General features: G+C 63.7%; 12 protein-coding genes. 6 read left to right on the top strand and 6 right to left on the bottom strand.

Annotation, left to right across the window (positions count from 1 at the left end; genetic code table 11):
• The first annotated feature begins 15 nt into the window (after positions 1 to 15).
• From HA399_RS01970 to xseA, 4 genes are all read left to right on the top strand, one after another.
• Entirely contained in the window at positions 16 to 1059 is a 1044-nt protein-coding gene (locus tag HA399_RS01970) for a Bug family tripartite tricarboxylate transporter substrate binding protein (RefSeq protein ID WP_404325870.1), read from the top strand.
• Positions 1056 to 1496, top strand: coding sequence for a tripartite tricarboxylate transporter TctB family protein (locus tag HA399_RS01965; RefSeq protein ID WP_107335582.1), 441 nt, complete (start codon positions 1056 to 1058; stop codon positions 1494 to 1496). Before HA399_RS01970 ends, HA399_RS01965 begins: the two co-directional genes overlap by 4 nt.
• An 18-nt stretch (positions 1497 to 1514) precedes the next feature.
• On the top strand, positions 1515 to 3017 hold the full coding sequence (locus tag HA399_RS01960) for a tripartite tricarboxylate transporter permease (RefSeq protein WP_107335583.1): 1503 nt from the start codon (positions 1515 to 1517) through the stop codon (positions 3015 to 3017).
• A 200-nt stretch (positions 3018 to 3217) separates the two neighbouring features.
• Positions 3218 to 4588, top strand: coding sequence for an exodeoxyribonuclease VII large subunit (xseA, locus tag HA399_RS01955; RefSeq protein WP_404325868.1), 1371 nt, complete (start codon positions 3218 to 3220; stop codon positions 4586 to 4588).
• 149 nt (positions 4589 to 4737) lie between these two features.
• Here the strand turns inward: xseA and glrR are convergent, their stop codons facing one another.
• The 6 genes from glrR to HA399_RS01925 all read right to left on the bottom strand — a co-directional run bounded on the left by glrR (position 4738) and on the right by HA399_RS01925 (position 12940).
• Positions 4738 to 6105 (bottom strand): two-component system response regulator GlrR, encoded by a 1368-nt coding sequence (gene glrR / locus HA399_RS01950; RefSeq protein WP_054555312.1) that lies wholly within the window; start codon positions 6103 to 6105, stop codon positions 4738 to 4740.
• A gap of 120 nt (positions 6106 to 6225) precedes the next feature.
• Positions 6226 to 6792, bottom strand: coding sequence for a hypothetical protein (locus tag HA399_RS01945; RefSeq protein ID WP_404325866.1), 567 nt, complete (start codon positions 6790 to 6792; stop codon positions 6226 to 6228).
• Between the two features lie 4 nt (positions 6793 to 6796).
• Positions 6797 to 8353 (bottom strand): HAMP domain-containing sensor histidine kinase, encoded by a 1557-nt coding sequence (locus HA399_RS01940; RefSeq protein WP_054555310.1) that lies wholly within the window; start codon positions 8351 to 8353, stop codon positions 6797 to 6799.
• Between the two features lie 1089 nt (positions 8354 to 9442).
• Positions 9443 to 10753: an amino-acid N-acetyltransferase gene (argA, locus tag HA399_RS01935; RefSeq protein ID WP_043333715.1), complete on the bottom strand. Its 1311-nt coding sequence runs from the start codon at positions 10751 to 10753 to the stop codon at positions 9443 to 9445.
• Positions 10754 to 10935: 182 nt separating this feature from the next.
• Positions 10936 to 12219: an inorganic phosphate transporter gene (locus HA399_RS01930; protein WP_404325865.1), complete on the bottom strand. Its 1284-nt coding sequence runs from the start codon at positions 12217 to 12219 to the stop codon at positions 10936 to 10938.
• A gap of 40 nt (positions 12220 to 12259) precedes the next feature.
• Entirely contained in the window at positions 12260 to 12940 is a 681-nt protein-coding gene (locus tag HA399_RS01925) for a TIGR00153 family protein (RefSeq protein ID WP_043333713.1), read from the bottom strand.
• Positions 12941 to 13415: 475 nt separating this feature from the next.
• Between HA399_RS01925 and HA399_RS01920 the strand changes: the two genes are divergently transcribed.
• Entirely contained in the window at positions 13416 to 14432 is a 1017-nt protein-coding gene (locus HA399_RS01920; RefSeq protein WP_404325864.1) for a CYTH domain-containing protein, read from the top strand.
• 162 nt (positions 14433 to 14594) lie between these two features.
• Complete coding sequence (locus HA399_RS01915) at positions 14595 to 15671, top strand: ion transporter (RefSeq protein ID WP_404325862.1); 1077 nt, start codon at positions 14595 to 14597, stop codon at positions 15669 to 15671.
• Positions 15672 to 15767 lie beyond the last annotated feature (96 nt).

Raw genomic sequence — 15767 nt, 5'->3', positions numbered from 1 at the left:
CATCAGGAGCACACCATGCCCCAGACTCGACGCCTGCCTTCATCACTGCGCCAATTCACGCCGCTGCGCCAATTCACGCCGCTGCGCCTCGTCGCCGCGATGACTGCCCCCATCGCGCTGGCCGCGGCAAGCCTGGTCGCCATGCCTGCGGCGGCCGCCGACAAGAGTGAATGCATCGCCCCGGCCAAGCCCGGCGGTGGCTATGACCTCACCTGCCGCCTGGCCGCCAACGGCCTGCTGGAAACCGGCGTCATCGATTCCCCGATGATGGTCACCTACATGCCGGGCGGCATCGGCGCGGTCGCCTACAACCACATCATCGGCGTGCGCAGCGATGACCCGAATCTGGTGGTGGCCGCCAGTACCGGCGCCGCCGTCAATCTGGCGTTGGGCAAGTTCGGCAAGTACAGCGCCGATGACGTGCGCTGGGTCGGCGCGCTGGGCGTCGATTACGGCGCGGTGGTGGTAAGCGCCGATGCCCCGTGGCAGAACCTCGATGAGCTGATGCAGGACCTCAAGGACCACCCCGGTGAGATTCCCTTCGGCGCCGGTGGCACCGTGGGCAGCCAGGACTGGATGAAGGCCGCGCTGATCGCCAAGTCCGTCGACGTCTCGCCGCGCAAGCTGCGTTATGTGTCCTTCGAAGGCGGCGGTGAAGCACTGGCCGCTCTGCTGGGCAATCACATCAAGGTCTTCACCGGTGACCTGTCCGAGCTCAAGGCCCAGCTTTCCAGCGGCAAGATTCGCGTGCTGGCCGCGCTGTCCGAAGAGCGTATGGGCGGCCCCTATGCCGACATCCCCACCGCCACGGAACAAGGTTATGACGTGACTTGGCCGATCTGGCGCGGTTACTACATGGGCAACGACGTCAGTGACGCCGACTACAACACCTGGGTCGAGCGCCTCAAGCAGCTGAACGACAAGCCGGAATTCGCCGAGATTCGTGAAGCCCGCGGCCTGTTCCCGATCCAGAAGTTCGGCGCTGATTTCGATACCTATGTGAAAGACCAGGTCGCCGACTTCAAAGACCTCGCCAAGGAAGTGGGACTGACAAAATGAGACTCGCCGCCGATCGCATCCTGGGCTTCGCCCTGATGGGACTGGCGGCGTTCATCGTCGCCCAGTCCCTGAGTATCGAAGTGCCCTTCGCCTACGACCCGGTAGGCCCCAAGGCCTTTCCCATCGGCCTCTCGATCCTGATGGCCATCTTCTCGCTGGTGCTGATCCTGCGCCCCGGCCCAGAAGGTGACTGGCCATCGGCCAGCGTGATGCTGCAGCTGGGACTGGTGATGGTGATCCTGATCGCCTTCGCCTTCTTCTTCGTACGTCTTGGCTACCCCATCACGGCCGTCGCCGCCATCACCGCCATCGCACGACTGTTCGGTGCCAGCTGGCGCGCCGCCTGCGTGACCGGCGTACTGATGGCCGGAGCAAGCTATGTGCTGTTCACCGCCGTGCTGGAAATCTCGCTGCCGACCGGGCTGTGGTTTTCCTGATTCCGAGAGGGCTTTCTCATGTTTGATTTCATCATCCAGGGCTTTGGCGTCGCACTGACGCCACTCAACCTTGGCCTGGCCTTCAGTGGCGCACTGCTGGGCACCTTGTTCGGCGCCCTGCCGGGCATCGGCCCCATCAACGGCATCGCCATTCTGATGCCGCTGGCCTATACCCTCGGCCTGCCAGCGGAATCGGCGCTGATTCTGCTGGCAGGTATCTATACCGGCGCCGAATATGGCGGCCGGATGTCGAGCATCCTGCTCAATGTGCCAGGCGATGCCGGCGCCGTGATGACCACCCTCGACGGCTATCCGCTGGCCAAGCGCGGACTGGCCGGGCCGGCGCTGGGCATCTCGGCGATCAGCTCCTTCGTCGGCGCCAGCATCGCGATCCTGGGCCTGACCCTGTTCGCCCCGCTGCTGGCCACGGTGGCCGTGCAGTTCGGTCCGGCGGAACTGTTCACCATGATGGTGTTCGCCTTCGCCTCCATGTCGGTGATGATGGGCAATGACCCGGTCAAGACCGCACTGGGCGCCATCCTCGGCGTATTGATCGGCACCGTCGGCGTCGATTCCGGCACCGGTATCCAGCGCTTCACCTTTGATATCCCCGATCTCTACGACGGCATCGATTTCGTGGTGCTGATCATCGGCATGTTCGCGATCAGCGAAATCCTGCTGATGCTGGAAAGCCGGCTGCAGCATGGCAAGTCCGGCGCTCTGCCTGTCATCGGTCGCGTCTTCGTGACGATGAAGGAAATTCTCTACTGCAAAGGCGCCATGCTGCGCTCCGGTCTGCTCGGCTTCCTGATCGGCGTGCTGCCGGGCACCGGCGCCTCGGTGGCGGGGGCTGTTTCCTACACCACCGAGAAGCGTGTCAGCGACAAGGACAACACCTTCGGTACCGGCGACATGCGCGGCCTTGCCGCACCGGAAGCCGCCAACAACGCGTCCGCAGCGGGCTCCTTCGTGCCGATGCTGACCCTGGGCATTCCGGGCTCCGGCACCACCGCCGTGCTGCTGGGCGCGCTGATGCTCTACAACATCACCCCCGGCCCGATGATGTTCAGTGAACATCCCAAGGTCGCGGGCGGTCTGATCGCCTCGCTGTACATCGGCAACATCGTGCTGTTGCTGCTCAACCTGCCGCTGGCCGGCTTCTTCGCTCGCGTACTGACCATTCCGCGCTGGGCGCTGGTGCCGGGCATCGTCATCCTGTCCTTCGTCGGGGTCTATCAGCTGCATTCCGACATGGGCGCCATCTATCTGATGCTGGGCATCGGCGTGCTGGGCTATCTGCTGCGCAAGCTGAACTTCTCGCTGGCGACCATCGTGCTGGGCTTCGTGCTCGGCGGGCTGATGGAAGAGAATCTGCGCCGCGCCCTGGCCATCAGCGGTGGCGACAGCAGCATCCTGTGGCAATCGGGTATCTCGCAGGGCCTGTGGCTGGCCTCGCTGTTGCTGCTGCTCGGGCCCTTCCTGCTGTCACGTCTCGGCAAGCGCAAGGCACAGACGGCCTGATCAAGGTACGCCCTGTAGCAACCCCAAGCCCCTGTTCTCCCTCTGGAGTGCGGGGGCTTTTTGGTGGCAGCGCCATCGCCTGTGGCATCATTGTCTTGTTCTCTTCACAAGCGTCTGTGCTTCACCAGCTTCAGTGCTTCACAACTTCAATAGTCGCCCTTACACGAGCTCCCCGTCAGCTCCAGCACAAGGAATGTCGCGTGTTCGAAACCTCGTCTGCCGCCAACGCCATCAGCGTGACCCAGCTCAACCGTGAGGCCAAGGGCCTGCTGGAGCGAGGCCTGGGGGAGCTCTGGATCGAGGGGGAGATCTCGGGCTTTTCGCAGCCGCGCTCCGGCCACTGCTACTTCACGCTCAAGGATGACAACGCCCAGGTGCGCTGTGCGCTGTTCAAGAGCCGTGCCCAGTTTCTGCGCGAGAAGCCCAGGGACGGTGATCGGGTGCGAGTGCGCGCCAAGGTGTCGCTGTTCGAGGCGCGTGGCGACTATCAGCTGATCGTCGAGGCGTTGCAGCAGGCGGGACTGGGGGAGTGGCTGGCGCGACTGGCACGCCTGAGGGAGCAACTGGCGGCCGAGGGCGTGTTCGCCAACCAGCGCGCCCTGCCCCATCCGCCGCGCCATCTGGGCGTGATCACCTCCGCGACCGGCGCGGCGCTGCAGGACGTGATCGCGGTGACGCGCAAGCGTTGGCCGCAGGCGCATCTGAGCGTGTTGCCGGTCGCCGTGCAGGGGCCGCAGGCGGTGCCGCAGCTGATTCGCGCGGTGGCAATGGCCAATCGCGACAGCGACTGTGATGCGCTGCTGATCACGCGTGGCGGTGGCAGTCTGGAAGACCTGTGGGCCTTCAATGACCAGCATCTGGCGCGTACCATCTTCCACTCGCGCCTGCCGGTGGTGGCCGCCATCGGCCACGAGACCGATACCACCCTGGCGGAGCTGGCCGCCGACCTGCGCGCGCCGACGCCCTCCGCCGCAGCCGAGGCGCTGTACCCGGACCAACGCGCCCAGGTGCAGCAACTGACCGCCCTCAAGCAGCGCCTGTGGCGCGCGCAGCGGGCCCGCCTCGACCAGGCGGCGCAGCGTCTGGATCATGCCCGCTCACGCCTGCGTCATCCGGCCCGTGAGCTGGAAACCCAGCGCCAGCGTGCCAGTGAGCTGGAACGCCGCCTGCACACCGCAGTGCGCATGCGCATGACCAGCGAGCAGCAGAAGGCCGACCAGCTGACCCGCCGCCTGCAGCAGGCCAGCCCCGCGCGCGATATCCAGCGCCATCGTCAGCAACTGGCGATGCTGACCCCGCGCCTCAACAACGCCCTGCCACGCCGTCTGGCCGCTGATCGTGAACGTCTGGAAGGCGCGATGCGCGCGCTGAATGCAGTCAGCCCGCTCAATGTGCTCAACCGTGGCTACGCCATCGTCGAACGCGTCGGCACCAGCCAGACGCAGTCACCCGGCGACAGCAAGGTGATTCGCGCCGCCCACCAGACCCAGCCCGGCGAGATGCTCTCGATCCGCCTCGGCGAAGGCCGCCTGGCCGTCGAGGTCAAACGTCGCTACAAGCCGCGCCCCTGATCCCTGTCTTGCCTCGGCATGACGAGAACAAGACGAAAAAAGCCCCGCTACCTGAACAGGTAACGGGGCTTTTTCATGAGCGCTTCACGTCCGATACACCAAGCCGCTTTTGACCTTGCGCCTTTCGCGTGGCTTCGGACGCGATAAATCTAGAAGTCAGGCGGACCCTGCTCGGCGCCCGGCTTGAACACGCCCGGCTCCAGATCATGACGTCCCAGCAGCTTGTAGAAATCGGTGCGGTTACGTCCGGCGATACGCGCCGCCTGGGTCACGTTGCCTTCGGTGATCTTCAGCACCTTGATCAGGTAGCTGCGCTCGAAACCGGCACGCGCCTCGGAGAAGGACGGCAAGGCGTTCTCTTCCGCGGCCAGCGCCTGGGAGACCAGCGCTTCCGGAATCATCGAGGAGCTGGTCAGGGCGACACACTGCTCGACCACGTTGACCAGCTGACGCACGTTGCCCGGCCAGGCACTGGAGGCCAGCAGGTTGAGCGCTTCCGGCGAGAAACCCTTCACGAACGGCTTGTGGCGCGCGGCCGCCTGGCTGATCAGGTACTTGGCCAGCAGCGGCACATCCTCGGCACGCTCGCGCAGGGCGGGCAGCTTCAGATTGACCACGTTGAGGCGGTAGTAGAGGTCTTCGCGGAAGTCGCCGTCATGCATCGCCTTGTCGAGATTGCGGTGCGTGGCGGAGATGATGCGCACATCGATGGGCACCGAGGTGGTAGAGCCCAGCGGGCGAATCTGACGTTCCTGCAGTGCCCGCAGCAGCTTGACCTGCAGCGCCAGCGGCATGTCGCCGATCTCATCGAGGAACAGGGTGCCGCCGTCCGCCGCCTGGAACAGGCCCTGGTGGGCACTGACCGCGCCAGTGAACGAGCCCTTGGCGTGACCGAACAGCTCGCTTTCCAGCAGCTGCTCCGGCAGCGCACCACAGTTGATGGCGACGAAGGGACGCGAGGCGCGCGGGCTGGCGTTGTGGATGGCCTTGGCCATCAGCTCCTTGCCCGAACCGGACGGGCCGGTGACCAGCACGCTGACATCGGATGCCGCTACCATGCGCGCCTGCTCGAGAATCTGCTCCATCTGCGGGGAGCGAGTGATGATGCCAGCGCGCCAGGCATCGTCACCCTCCTTTACGGGCGGCGCCTGGGCCAGCGCCTCATCGATGGCGGCGAACAGCTCGTCCTTGTCGACCGGCTTGGTCAGGAAGCTGAACACGCCCTGACGGGTGGCACTGACGGCATCAGGGATGGAGCCGTGTGCGGTCAGCAGGATGACGGGCATGCCCGGCTGACGCTTCTGCAGCTCACCGAACAGGGCCATGCCATCCATTTCATCCATGCGCAGGTCGGACAGGACCAGGTCTGGACGTGCGGCTTCGAGACGGCTGAGCGCCTCGCGGCCACTGCTGGCCGTCGTGACCTTGAAGCCACGGCTTTCGAGACGCATGCCGAGCAGCTTGAGCAGGCTCGCATCATCATCGACGAGCAGAATATGCGCTTGTGCGTATTTCACACTAACTCTCCTTGCGACACCCGAGGGCCTGGGACATCGACGTCGGGGCCGCACAGTCTTGCGTCATGCAATCGCGGGGATTGAGTGACAGGGTCGTGGCCAGAGTCTGCCGCTGAGGGTTCAGGGCGTGCTCTGGCGGCGCGAATTGATCGATTCTTCGATGGCCGTCAAGGCTTCCAGCTTCTTGGTCAGCTGGGCGTTCTCGGCGCTGAGCTTGCGACGGGCACCGTCATTCTTGTCACGCTCGGCGATCAGACCGCGACGCTCCTCGAGGCCATTGAGCCACTGACGAAGCAGCGGCTGCAGGCGGCTCGGGGCGGTGGGCAGGTCCGCCTTGTAGAGGTCGGAGGCCAGCTCCCAGTCCGATTCATCGCCCCAGCTGAGCACGATGGCACGCGCGAGGCGACGGTCGTGGCGATTGCCTTCCAGCTGCAACAGGATGCTTTCGCGCCAGCCGCTGTTGCCACGCTGGGCCTGCAGCGCGAAGGCGACCCATTCATCCAGCAGGCAGTCCTCGCCGGTGAAGTCCGGCAGATCGCCGGCGCCGTAGCAGCTCTCTCGCACACTCGGGCTGACCACTTCCGGCTCGCTGCCCGGCATGGTGATATTGGTCAGGGCGCCACAGGCGCTAAGCGTACTGAGCAACACGCCTGCAGCCAGGCGCATCAGTAGTCGTTGACCCTTCATCACTTCAGTTCCTTGCGTGCTTGATGGCGTTCAATGACGCCATTTCATGTGGTGTGGACTGCTGATCCGCTCCGGCGGCATCCCTGTCTGCCTGCGGTTCATGCTCACTGCCTTCCCCTGACGTCAGCGAGCGACTCGGTGTCGGCAATGTCAGCCGGAAGCAGACATCCGCCTTGGGGTCATCCACCAGCGCCAATTGACCAAATTGGGCGCGGGCGCTGTCAGCGGCGACCGAGAGACCGATGCCGGAGCCCTTGAGCGGGCCCTTGCGCTTCACCGCGCCCTGATAGAAGGGCTTGAACAGGTGGTCACGGTCCTGGGCGGCGATGGGTTCACCGCTGTTGGCGACTTCGATGATCAGCTTGCGGCGCTCCTTGCGGGCTCTCAACCACAGGTCACCGCTGTCTTCGCCGTAGGCGATGGCATTGGAGATCAGGTTGTCGAGAATACGCCCGGTACGCGGCCTGTCCGCCTCCCAACTGAGGCTGGCAGGCGGAAGATGCACGCGCATGCCTTTCTTTTCCAGTGCCAGGCGATGTTTTGCCAGCACTTCCTTGAACACTTCATGCACATCGAAGCGACTCTGTTCGAGGCCCTGATTGTGCTGCAGCAGATTGTAGTCGAGGAGTTGCTCGATCAGCTTCTGCAATTCCTTGCTGGAGTCATCCAGCAGGCCAAGAATCTCGGTCTGGTGCGGACTCAGCGGCCCGGCGACCTCGTCGATCAGCAGGCCGGTGCCTTCACGGATGCTGGCTAGCGGGGTCTTGAGCTCATGCGACATGTGACGCAGGAACTGCTGCTTCTGCTCCTCGAGCTCATCCAGGCGCGTCGACAGCCAGTTGAGACGCTCGCCCAGCTGCACCAGCTCCGCCGGCCCCTTGATGACGATGGGTCGCTCGCTGTCGGTACCGCTGCCCAGGCCATTGATGCGGCGCTCCAGCTGCCGGATGGGACGGATGATCAGCCAGGTGAAGAACAGCATCAACAGCAGACTGATGGAGACCAGCGCGGCGGTCTGCCACCACAGCTGATTCTTGACCTGGGAGGCGCGGGCGCGGATGCCTTCGATACGCGCATCGACGAGTTCACGCGTGGAGTTGAGCAGGCCGCTGGCCTGGATCGAGAAGGGCCCGAAGTCTTCCAGATGGCGACTGACCTGGTCGACGCTCATCTCGGGCATGCGCTCGAGCTGTGACAGCGTCGCCTTCAACTCGCTGACGCGAGGGTCGCCCTCGCCCAACAGGCGCGCCTGCTCATCCAGCAAGGTGCGGAAGCTGTTGGCCTTGTCGGCGTAGATCTTCATCAGATCGGGATTTTCCAGCACGGCGTACTGGCGGGCGCTACGCTCCATCTCGACGGCGAGGTTGGTCAGCGTGCGGGCGCGGCGGGTCTGGTCGACGGCCTGGCGGGCACTGACATCCGCCAGTTCCGACAACTCCGACAGCGCCTGCCCTGCTTGAAACATGAGCACGGCAATCGGCAGCATCACCACCAGAAATGCCATCAGAACCAGCTGCGGCAGCGAGCGGGGACGCCAGCGTCGTGACACTGTGGAGGCCATGGAAAGAACTCTATGCAAGAAAGGGGTGGTCATCATCGAATCACGTCTTCCTAGAATACCAGAGTTCACCAGCGTCCATCGCGGTTGCCAGTTCGTTAATAAATATGACTCTTATTCAAATCATTACGCTGCCACGAGACAAACCGCCCCATTGACAACGTTTCGCATGAAATTGTTGGCCATTCAGCGCTAGACGCACAAAAAAAGAGGGCCGGCATAGCCGGCCCCAAGTACGCAGGGAACTGAAGGGTCAGTCATCACGTGGTGCCTCTGGTACCTGGAGACCAGAGGCACTACGTGATTGGCGGGTCTGACAGGTGGTCTGCCTGTCAGGCCCGGGAGAAAAGAACGTCACCTGGTGGTCGTTCCAGGTCAGTTGACGTTCACGCCGGACAGCGTCCGCGCTCCCTATCGGATGTGAAGCAGGGGGCAACACATCGCAATGTGGGTGATCGAGTCGGATAGCTTGCCGACTTGCCCGCCTCGATCGTCAATTCGGGGATGACGGCAGCCAATCTCTCCGGCTACCGCATCGGTTTCGGGCATCCTTGCCCGGGCGTCCTTGCCCTCAAGATACTGTCCATGCCCACCAGGGGCCGTACCTGTCTCATCGCAACCTGAAGTCACACATCGCGTGGAGCAGACGCTTGGCCTGTCAGCGATCACGGAGCGCACAGGGTAGTGAGTACCGTCATCGCTGGAAGGCCAGAGAAAGGGCCGGTGATGCACCTCATATCTCTTGCTCACGGTACCTATTGCCAAAGGCGTGCCATAAACGCGAAAACATATTACAAAACAATGACTTGAAATAGAGGTCACGGCGACAGCCATGCCAATGTTGCCCAGGGCGGCACGCAGAGTCGTGTTTTACTGGCCGATTCGTCGCGATTTGCCAACACATATACGGGACATGCTATTTTTCCCTTCTGAATCAATATCTTGAAACGTCTCCTTTGCAAGACAATCCCGCAAGGGGTGGGGGAAAACTGCGACACCTACGCAAGAACACCCGCTGATCAGCCCTCATCGAGGAAGGTCATCAGCGGGTGTTCTCTGGGCGATTCACACTGGCAGGCAAGTGAGGTGTGACTAGAGCGACTTGAGCAATACCTTGGAGTTGCGCGCCGAGTTGTAGGCCTCGCGACGCATGGGCGGCAGGTCTTGCAGGCCGGCCGACACGAAACCGTGCTCGATGAACCAGTGGACGGTATGGGTCGTCAGCGCATACAGACGCTCGACGCCGGCGCGACGCGCGCGCAGCTCGATCTCGGCTAGCAGCTGCTCGCCGCGCTGTCCGCGGCGATAGTCATCATGCACGGCCACGCAGGCCAGCTCGCCCATGGCGGCGTCACGGCTGAGGTGCAGCGCCGCACACCCGATGACCATGCCATCGCGCTCCAGCACCACATAGTCGTCGATCTCATGTTCGAGACGCTCCCGCGAGCGGGCCACCAGGATGCCACGCTGCTCCAGCGGCCCCAGCAGCGCCAGCAGGCCACCGACATCCTCGAGGCGCGCCTTGCGTAGCTGCTCATAGCCCTGACGCGTGATCATGGTGCCGATGCCGTCACGGGTGAACAGCTCGCCCAGCAGGGCGTCACGGTCGCGCCAGCTCAACAGGTGAGTGCGCCCGACGCCGCGCCGTGCGGCGCCACAGGCAGCAGCCAGGTGGCGCGACAGCTCACTGTCGTCATCGCGGGGCGGCGCCATCAGCGCGGCTTCCTCAGGATTGAGCTGACGCAGCAGCTCGCCGTCTTCGCCGAACAGGCCCTCCCCTTCACCAAGCAGGATCAGCTTGTCAGCGGCCAGCGCCACGGCGGCGTGTTCGGCGACCTCAGCGGCGTCCAGATCGAACACCTCGCCGGTACTGGAATAGCCCAGCGGCGGCAGCACGACGATGGCCTGCTGCGAGAGCAGCCCCTGGATCGCCTCGCTGCGCACGCGGCGCACCTCGCCACCATGCAGGAAGTCGACGCCATGACGCACACCCAGCGGCTTGGCCATCACCAGATTGCCGGAGACGGCGGAGAGCTCCACGCCATGCAGCGGCGTATTGGGCAGCCCCTGGGACAGACTCGCCTCAAGGCGCAGACGCAGCGTGGCGACCTGCTGCTCCAGATGGCCGAGAATCTCGCGCGTCACCACCCAGCGGCCCTGATGACGGTCCGCCTCGATACCGGCAGCCTGCAACGCCTCGGCCACCTGCGGGCGCACCCCGAACACCACCACCAGCTTCACGCCGAGGGTATGCAGCAACGCCAGATCCTGTATCAACTGCGTTCGTCGTGACGAGGACAGGGCATCGCCCTCGATCAGAATGACGAAGGTGCGGCCGCGATGGGCATTGATATAGGGAGAGGAGTTGCGAAACCAGTCCGCGAAGGGGAAACGCGTGTTCAAGAGCCAGCTCCGGGCAGGAGAGAGGGAAAATGGCATGTCAGGCATGCCCATGAATCATCATATCAGCGCCGCAGCCTGCACGGCGAGCGGTGCCCCCTGACATCCATGTGTCAGACACGAGAAAGGCGACCCGAAGGTCGCCTTTCTCGTTTTACCCATTCAGCTCTGGATCATGTGTCGGCTTAGCCGAACATGCCCTTGAACATGAAGAAGAACAGGATCGACAGGATCGCGCCGGCCGGCAGAGTGATCAGCCAGGACATCACGATGGTGCCGATGACACGCAGGTTGAGCGCTGCCATGCCGCGCGCCAGACCCACCCCCAGCACCGCACCGACGAGGGTGTGGGTGGTGGAGATCGGCAGGCCGGTGCCGGAGGCCAGCACGACGGTCGAGGCGGCGGCCAGCGTGGCCGCGAAGCCGCGTGACGGCGTCAGCTCGGTGATGCCGGTGCCGACGGTGGCGATGACGCGACGACCATAGGTGACCAGGCCGAAGACGATACCGCCGCCACCCAGCACGAGGACCCACCACGGCATGCTCGCCTTGGCGCCGATCTGACCGGCAGAGTCGACGACGCTGATGATGGCCGCCAGCGGGCCGACCGCATTGGCCACGTCGTTGGAGCCGTGGGCGAAGGCCATCGCACAGGCGGTGAACATCATCAGCAGGCCGAAGACCTTCTCGACGCCGCTGAAGTCGAAGTCGTCACCGGTGGCGCGATTCTTCTCCTTGAGGCGTGAACGCGCGACCTTGCGCTCCATCAGCACGCCGATACCCATCACGATGGCACCGATGACGACGGCCAGCAGCAGGCTGGATTCGAAGCTCAGGTGCAGGCCGACATGCTTGAGGCCCTTGACCATGGTCACCATCGAGATGATGAAGCCGACCAGGAACATGTACATCGGCACGTAGCGCTTGGCGGCCGCGAACGGGTCTTCGTTGTCGAAGATCAGCGTCTGCACGGACTTGAACAGCACGAAGGCGATGGAGCCCGCCAGCAGCGGCGAGACCAGCCAGGAGGCCGCGATCTGACCAACCTTGGTCCATTCGACGGCATCCACGCCCAGACCCGCAGCGGAGAAGCCGACGATGGCGCCGACGATGGAGTGGGTGGTCGAGACCGGCCAGCCCTTCATGGAAGCGATCAGCAGCCAGATACCGGCGGCCAGCAGCGAGGCCAGCATGCCGTAGACCAGGAACTGCGGATTCTCGATCAGCAGTGACGGGTCGATGATGCCCTTGCGGATGGTGTCAGTCACCTCACCACCGGCAAGCCAGGCACCGAGGAATTCGAAGATCACGGCGATGATGATCGCCTGCTTGATGGTGATCGCCTTGGAACCTACCGAGGTTCCCATGGCATTGGCGACGTCATTCGCACCCACACCCCATGCCATGAAGAAACCGAACAGACAGGCAAGAATGACGAGCACATCGCCGTATTGAGCAATGATGGACATAGAAGACTCTTGGACAGATGGCAGGACGTCCTGATGGCGCTCAGCGCGCCATCAGGATCTGCAGTCGGGTACCGACCTTTTCCGCTTGGTCAGCCACATCGCCGACCCAATCGATGATCTTGTAGAGGAAGATCACATCGACGGGCGGGAGACTGGCTTCCAGCGAGAACAGGGTCTGGCGGATGGCGATCTGCTGTTCGTCGGACTGCTTCTCGAGCTCATGCAGCTCGTTGATCAGCTTGTCGACCAGCTCGCTCATGTTGCGCCCGAAACCGGACTCGACGAGGTCTTCCAGTTCACCCAACGCACGACGCGCCTGGCAGACCGATTCGACCGCAGTCTTGAGATACTCACGCATGGCGGGCACCAGTGCGGTGGGTATCTGCATATGACGACCCAGCATGATCCCGGCGATGTCCTTGGTGACATTCGCGATGGAATCCTGGACATGGATCAGCTCGAGAAGGTCGGAGCGCGAGACCGGCAGGAACAGCGAGTTGGGCAGGTTGAGGCGCAGCTGCGTCTTCAACTCGTCCGCTTCACGCTCCAGACCACTGATGGTCTTGCGAATGCTGGCTGCCTGCTCCCAATCACCCTGCTCGCAGGCGTCGAAGAAGGTCAGCAAGTGCTGGGCGCACTCGTCGGTCTTGATGATGTGGGTGTGCAGCGCCTTGAAAGGCGAGCGCCCGAACATCGAAGAGAAAGGGTTGGTCGTTACCATAGTGGCCGTCGGCGTTAAGGATTGACGCGCGGAGTGTAGCAAAGCCTTTGTGACGATCACATAACTTTCATCGTAACGTCATGATACCGCCATGCTGTTGTCATTTACGCAACAAAAGCGGCAGTTCGGGGGAACACGAAGGATTCCAGAAGAGAGATTGTCATGTAGCGGCAGGACCCGTGGTCGCTGGCTTTATCCACTGTTCGTAATATAACCAAGGACGTGACGACAGGCAATTGCTGTCACTTCAATGTCATCATGCTGTCATATAAGTGTGATTCGGCCGACAGACCGATATCCCGCATGCCCTTCCGCCCTCCCCGAGCTTGCCTTGCCGCGGGCCAGGCGCGAGCATGAGACACACGAGCCTTCACCACCATGCACCACGCTTGCCGGAGGCTCTGCGGTCCTGGCGCCGCTGTCATCCTCATCCGTCAGCATCTGTCTTCTTTCATCCGTACAGGGAGTGCCCATCATGGCGCAGGAAATCGAACTCAAACTGGCACTGTCTCAACCCGTCATTGATCGCGATGCCATTCTGGAGACACTGGCGAGCATTGCAGAACTGGCAACGGTCGCCCCCAGGCGGCGCTGGCTGGCCAACACCTACTTCGACACCCCCGAGCATGCGCTGGAGCGCGCGCGCATGGCGCTGCGTCTGCGCCAGAGCGGTGAGGATGCCGACAGCACGGGTGCCCTGCGCCAGACGCTCAAGACCAGCGGCGAGAGCCATGGCGGACTGCATTCTCGCGGCGAATGGGAGTGGGAGCTGCCCGAGGGCCAGACCGGTCTCGGTCTCGACCTCGACGGCCTGCGTAACCTGCCGCCCTTGCAGGCGCTGGAAGACGGCGCCCGCGAGCAGCTGCTGAGTGCACTCGCGCCCAGCTTCAGCACCGATTTCGAGCGTCATGCCTGGCAGATCGACGTCAAGGCGACACTCAGCGACGAGAATGTGGGCGACGAGCAGGTCACCGTCGGCGTCGAGATGGCGCTGGACCTGGGCGCGGTGAAGGCCAGTGGCCGCGAAGTGGCCATCCAGGAAATCGAGCTCGAGCTGACCGGCGGTGAAGCACTCGCCCCCGAGGTGAGAGAAGGCGTGCTCTGGCAGCTGGCGGATTCACTGGCCAGCCGCCTGGCACTGCGCCCGGCAGATGCCAGCAAGGCCAAGCGCGGTGCGGCGCTGCGAGATGGCGAATGGCATGAGAAGACGCTGGATACCGCTGACCCCGGCGCGCTGCTGTCCGCCGCCATCGATGCGCTCGATGCCCACGCCGACCGTCAGGCGAAAGACGACCTCAAGTGGCACGCGCATGCGCTGGCCGCCCTGTCGGCCCTTGCATCACGGCTGGCCGCCAGCCAGCATCCCGGCCATATCCATGCGGTGGCGCTGGTCGAGGCGCTGGAAAGCAGCGACGGCGACGCCTCACAGGACTGGGCGACTCGCGACTTCGGCCAGCACAGCCTGTCACTGCTCGCGACACTGCGCGGCTGAATCTCAGCACGACACTGACTGCCCAGCCGCCAGGCGCTAGACCACTGGCTGATGGACAACAGCCGGGCAGTCACTGAAGGTCACACACTGAGACACCCCCGATACGCCCCCGATACGCCCTGACATTCATCCGGCGTCGTCACGCCCGTCAAGGAAGCCTGCATGCCTGAACGCCAGGGCCCTGCCAATGAATATGGCAGCACGCCGCAAAGCCCCCCAGCGACACCCTCGCACCCCAGCGACTACGAGCCCGCGACAGGCCGCCTGCGCGCGCGGCTGTTCCACTGGATCTTCGAATCCGACACCAAGGCGGCCAAGGCCTTCGATATCGGCCTGATCCTGATGATCTTCGCCAGTGTCGCCGTGGTGATGCTCGACAGCGTCCCCTCGCTCAATGCGCAATACGGCGAGCTGTTCCGCATCATGGAGTGGGGCTTCACGATCATCTTCACGCTGGAATACGCCGTCCGCCTCTACTGCCTGAAGCATCCCGGCACCTGGGCCAAGGGCTTCTACGGCGTGCTCGACCTGCTGTCGATCGCCCCAACCTGGCTGTCGCTGCTGATACCGGGCGCCCAGGCCCTGCTGGTGGTGCGCGTACTGCGTGTGCTGCGTCTGTTCCGCGTGCTGCGCCTGATGGCCTTCGTCGGCGAGGGCCGCATGCTGGTCGAGGCCATGACGCGCAGCCGGCGCAAGATCCTGCTGTTCTTCATCACCGTGCTCAGCATCGTCACGGTGTTCGGCGCCCTGATCTATCTGATCGAGCCGCCCGAGGCCGGCTTCACCTCCATCCCCAAGGCGCTCTACTGGGGCGTGGTGACGCTGACGACGGTGGGCTATGGCGACATCGCGCCCATCACGCCACTGGGGCAGTTCATCTCGGCGCTGATGATGATTCTCGGCTACTCGATTCTCGCCGTGCCCACTGGGGTGTTCTCGGCCGAGGTTCTCAACGGCCTGCGCATGCAGCAGACCAGCGACGAAGCCTGCCCGGGCTGTGGTCGTGAAGGCCATGATCGCAACGCCAAGTACTGCAAGTTCTGCGGCACCTGGCTGGACGAGGACACCCGCGACCCGCGCGAGCCGGAACCGGAACCGGAGCCGGAATCTGAGCCAGAACCTGATCCAGAGCCGGAGTCCGAATCTGCGCCTGATGCAGAGACGCCGTCGGGGGATCAGCCAGAACCTCCCGATAGCGGGCCTCCCGAAAGCGGGCCTCCCGACCGAGACCGCAGCTGACGAAGCCGAGAGTCACTCAGCACACGACAACGCCTCGGAAATGACAACGCCCCCGTGACCGCAAGGTCCGGGGGCGTCTTCGTATGGCAAGACGAT

It is taken from the genome of Cobetia sp. UIB-001 (assembly GCF_044789135.1).
Lineage (GTDB): Bacteria > Pseudomonadota > Gammaproteobacteria > Pseudomonadales > Halomonadaceae > Cobetia > Cobetia amphilecti.
Note: the sequence above shows the minus strand (reverse complement) of the source record. Positions and strands in the feature narration are given on the sequence as shown.